We start from the raw sequence: 4,031 nt of genomic DNA on the forward strand, positions 1-4,031 counted from the left end.
CGGAGCAGGGGGCGGCGGCGGGGCGACGCGGGCGGCGGGCGGCGGCGCGCTCACCAGCTCGACCTCGACGGCGTCGGGCAGGCGGTTCTGCCAGCGCACGCCATAGAACAGGAACAGACCGAGCAGGACGTGGACGAGCGCAGCCAGCGCTGCCGACGACCACTTGCCCCGGTCATTACCGGACAGCAAAGGTCTCATCGGCTGGCTTTGCCGATCTGCGTCTGCAGGCCGACCTTGTTGACGCCCGCGTTACGCAGGTCGTTGAGGACATCCATGACCAGCTCGTACTTCACTTCCTTGTCGGCGGCGATCACCACCGGCTGGCCGGGGTTGGCCGACACGGCGTCCTGCACCGCGCCGATCAGGTCGCGGCGGTTGTAGGACTTGGGCTGGGCCTGGCTGGTCTGGCTGAGGGTGAGCTCGCCCTGGGGCTTGACGGTGACGATCATGGCGTCGGTGGGCGGCGCGGGGACCTTGTCGACGCTGGGCAGGTTCACCGAGCCGGACTGGATCATCGGCGCGGTGACCATGAAGATGACGAGGAGGACCAGCATCACGTCGATGTAAGGCACGACGTTGATCTGGTTCATCAGGCGACGTTGACGCATTGCAGCTTCGCTCCGGTCAACGCAGCTGGCGCTGGAGGATGTTCAGGAATTCTTCGGTGAAGCTCTCGAAGCGGATCGCGATGCGGTCGATGTCGTGGGCGAAGCGGTTGTAGGCGACGACGGCCGGGATCGCCGCGAACAGGCCGATGGCGGTGGCGACCAGCGCTTCGGCGATGCCCGGCGCCACGTGGGCGAGGGTGGCCGAGCCGACGTTGGACAGGCCGCGGAAGGCGTTCATGATCCCCCACACGGTGCCGAACAGGCCGACGTAAGGTGATACCGAACCCACCGAGGCGAGGAAGGCCAGGTGGGCTTCGAGATCATCGACCTCGCGCTGGTAGGTGGCACGCATGGCGCGGCGGGCGCCGTCCATGATGGCGCCGTGGTCGAGGTTCTTGCCGCGCAGCTTGGCGAACTCGCGGTAGCCGGCCTCGAAGATGCGTTCCATGCCCGCGGCCTCGTGGCGGCCGGTGGCGGCGCTCTGGTACAGGGCGTTGAGGTCGCCGCCGCTCCAGAAGTCGCGTTCGAAGAGGTCGGTCTTGCGCTTGGCGTCGCGGATCTGGAACCACTTGCGGAAGATCCAGTACCAGGACATGAAGGAGACGGTGCCAAGGAGCGCCATCACGAGCTTGACGAGGACGCTCGCGTTGGCGATCAGGGACAGGATTGAGAGGTCTTCGGTGACGTTCATCGGTTTAAACCAGGGTGGCGAACTGGTCGCGTACGGCAGGAGGAATCGGAATGGCGCGCTTGGCGGTGCTGTCGATGCAGGCGATGGTGATCTGGGCGTCGAAAATGGGCTGACCTTCGCGCTGGATCTGCTGGTCGAAGATCAGACTGGCGCGGCCGAGCCGGGAGACCCGGCTGACGACGTCCAGCATGTCGTCGAGGACGGCGGGCTGGCGGTAGTCGGCCTTCACGGAGCGCACCACGAAGACGACGCCCTGCTCGGCTGCGAGCCGGCCCTGCTCAAAACCAATAGCCCGCAACCAGTCGGTGCGGGCTCTTTCGCAGAACTTCAGGTAGTTGGCGTAGTAAACCACACCACCGGCGTCGGTGTCTTCGTAGTAAACCCGCACCGGCAGCGTGAAGGACGCCTTCTCCGCGGCAGGAGCGGGATCGTTCGTGAAATGCATCGCAACATTTTACCGCACGACTCGCCCTGATCCGAAGCAACGCGGTAGATTCAGTGTTTCAGAATGTAGGTAGGGGCGGGCCGATTGCGCTGGCCGCATTGTAATTGCAGCAATCCTGTGCCTAGAATCGCGCTCTTGGAGACAGGCTGGTGCGATTCGTGCATTGGCCAGCGAGTCGCAGATGGGCGATGTCGCGGCGCGGATGTCGCGGGATCCCGGCCCGACAGTCGATTCATGGGAGGAATAAGAGATGGTTGCAACTACCAGCAAAGACAAGACGCTGACCGAGGCCGAGATTCTGGCCATGCCGGAAGATGACTACATGAATCCGGCGCAGCTCGAGTTCTTCCGCTTGCGCTTGTCGAAGATGCGTGAAGAGCTGCTCGAGAACGCAGCCAGCACCGGCGCGAACCTGCGCGAGAACGAGATCGTCGCCGATCCGGCCGACCGGGCCACGGTCGAGGAAGAGCACGCCCTCGAACTGCGCGTGCGCGATCGCGAACGCAAGCTGATCAAGAAGATCGAGGAAGCCCTCGAGCGCATCGCCGAAGGCGAATACGGCTGGTGCGAGGAAACCGGCGACCCGATCGGGATCGGCCGACTGCTCGCCCGTCCGACCGCCACGCTGTCGATCGACGCCCAGGAGCGTCGCGAGCGCACCCAGAAGCTCTACGGGGAATAATCCCCCCGTTCCCGCTTTCTGCGTCACCCTGTTTCGCCGGATCGGCCAGGCCCACCATGACCGCTCCGGCGAACCGCATTCCTGTCACCCTGCTCACCGGGTTCCTCGGTTCGGGCAAGACCACCCTGCTCAATCACCTGCTGCGCCAGCCCGAGCTGGCCGGAACGGTGGTGCTCGTCAACGAGTTCGGCGCGGTGCCGCTGGATCACCTGCTTGTCGAGAAGATCGACGAGGACGTGGTGCTCCTCGAATCCGGCTGCATCTGCTGCTCGGTGCGGGGCGATCTGTCGCGGGCGCTGAAGGATGTCTTCATGCGCCGCCTGCGCCGGGAGCTTCCCGCGCTGACCCGGGTGGTCATCGAGACCACCGGCCTCGCCGATCCGGCGCCGGTGATCTTCACCCTGATGCAGGATTTCTTCATCGCCGAACGCTATCGCCTCGACGGCGTGGTGACGGCGGTGGATGCGGTGTTCGGCGCAGGGCAGCTCGCCCGCCAGCCGGAGGCCGTCAAGCAGGCCGCGATGGCTGACCGGCTCATCATCACCAAGTGCGACCAGGCGCCGCCCGACGCCGTGGACGCGCTGGCGGAGGCGCTCGCCGGGCTCAATCCGGGTGCGGCCCAGTTCCGCGTTGAAGGCGGCGTGGTCGAGCCCTCTGCGGTGCTCGACTGCGGCCTGTGGAACCCGGCGACCAAATCCGCCGACGTGGCCCGCTGGCTGGCCGACGAAGCCGTCGCCGCCCGGGCCGCCCGCAACCCGTATGCCCCGGTGGGCCGCGGCACGCTTCCGGCGGGCGATCCGAACCGTCACGACGCGAGCACCCATGCTTTCGTGGTGCGGGTCGACCAGCCCGTGGGCTGGGGCGATTTCTCCACCGCCCTCGACATGCTCCAGGGCCTCAAGGGCGATCACCTGCTGCGGGTGAAAGGCATCGTGAACGTGCGGGGCGAGGCCGTGCCGCGGGTCATCCAGTGCGTCCATCACCTGCGCTACCCGGATGCCGCGCTGCCGGCCTGGCCCGATGACGACCGGTCCACCCGGCTGGTGTTCATCGTCCGCGATCTCGACCGCGCCATCGTCGACCACGCGTTTGCCTGCTTCTGCGCGTCGGAGGCGGCGGCGTGAGGCGCATCGTGCTGCCTTTCCGTCTGCCGCGCCGGGCGTCGCCGCTGTTTCGCAGCGTGCTGGCGCTGGTGCTGGTGTGCGCCCAGCTGTTCGCTGCCGCCCACGCCCTCAGCCATGTGGGCGAGGGGCTGGCGGAGCGCCGCGGGGCCGCAGAGCTTGCCTTCGGGCTCGCGTCGCCGGGCGATTCCAGCCCCGGTGGCCTGCCCGCGGCGGAGCGCCACGAGCGCTGCCTGCTGTGCCTGGCCGCGGCCGATCTGGCTTTTGTCCTCCCTCCCTCGCCGGCCGTGCTGGTCGTCGAGACCCTCCCGCCCGCGCAGCTTGCCGAACCCGCCGTGGTGCTGGTGGCCCGGCGCGCGCCCTGCCCACCCTGTCGCGGGCCGCCCGCTTCCGTCTGATCCCGTTCCCGAACCGCTGACCGGCGTCCGTCGCTGCCCGAGGGCATGACGCGCGCCGGCCGGCTGCTTTATCCGAACCGATCCGA

The 4,031-nt window shown here is 67.5% G+C and carries 6 protein-coding genes and 1 pseudogene; 3 read left to right on the top strand and 4 right to left on the bottom strand.

From position 1 onward, the window contains the following. The 4 genes and pseudogenes from QQK25_RS16140 to ybgC all read right to left on the bottom strand — a co-directional run. Positions 1-198: pseudogene (locus tag QQK25_RS16140) on the bottom strand (energy transducer TonB); the annotation flags it as partial. Beyond that, a complete protein-coding gene (gene tolR / locus QQK25_RS16145) occupies positions 195-608 on the bottom strand; it encodes a protein TolR (RefSeq protein ID WP_153161919.1) in 414 nt (137 codons plus the stop codon). The gene tolR and the pseudogene QQK25_RS16140, both read right to left, overlap by 4 nt. Before the next feature lie 16 nt (positions 609-624). Then, positions 625-1,299: a protein TolQ gene (tolQ, locus tag QQK25_RS16150; protein WP_153161920.1), complete on the bottom strand. Its 675-nt coding sequence runs from the start codon at positions 1,297-1,299 to the stop codon at positions 625-627. A gap of 4 nt (positions 1,300-1,303) precedes the next feature. Then, positions 1,304-1,744, bottom strand: a complete 441-nt coding sequence (ybgC, locus tag QQK25_RS16155) for a tol-pal system-associated acyl-CoA thioesterase (RefSeq protein WP_153161921.1) — start codon at positions 1,742-1,744, stop codon at positions 1,304-1,306. 250 nt (positions 1,745-1,994) lie between these two features. Between ybgC and dksA the strand changes: the two genes are divergently transcribed. Genes dksA through QQK25_RS16170 form a run of 3 tightly spaced genes read left to right on the top strand, consistent with a single transcriptional unit; the run spans position 1,995 to position 3,945 of the window. Beyond that, entirely contained in the window at positions 1,995-2,426 is a 432-nt protein-coding gene (dksA, locus tag QQK25_RS16160; protein ID WP_153161922.1) for an RNA polymerase-binding protein DksA, read from the top strand. Between the two features lie 56 nt (positions 2,427-2,482). Further along, a complete protein-coding gene (locus QQK25_RS16165; protein ID WP_284188852.1) occupies positions 2,483-3,550 on the top strand; it encodes a CobW family GTP-binding protein in 1,068 nt (355 codons plus the stop codon). Further along, positions 3,547-3,945: a hypothetical protein gene (locus QQK25_RS16170; RefSeq protein WP_284188853.1), complete on the top strand. Its 399-nt coding sequence runs from the start codon at positions 3,547-3,549 to the stop codon at positions 3,943-3,945. Before QQK25_RS16165 ends, QQK25_RS16170 begins: the two co-directional genes overlap by 4 nt. Positions 3,946-4,031: the final 86 nt, after the last annotated feature.

This window comes from Zoogloea oryzae, assembly GCF_030161255.1.
Classification (GTDB): domain Bacteria; phylum Pseudomonadota; class Gammaproteobacteria; order Burkholderiales; family Rhodocyclaceae; genus Zoogloea; species Zoogloea oryzae.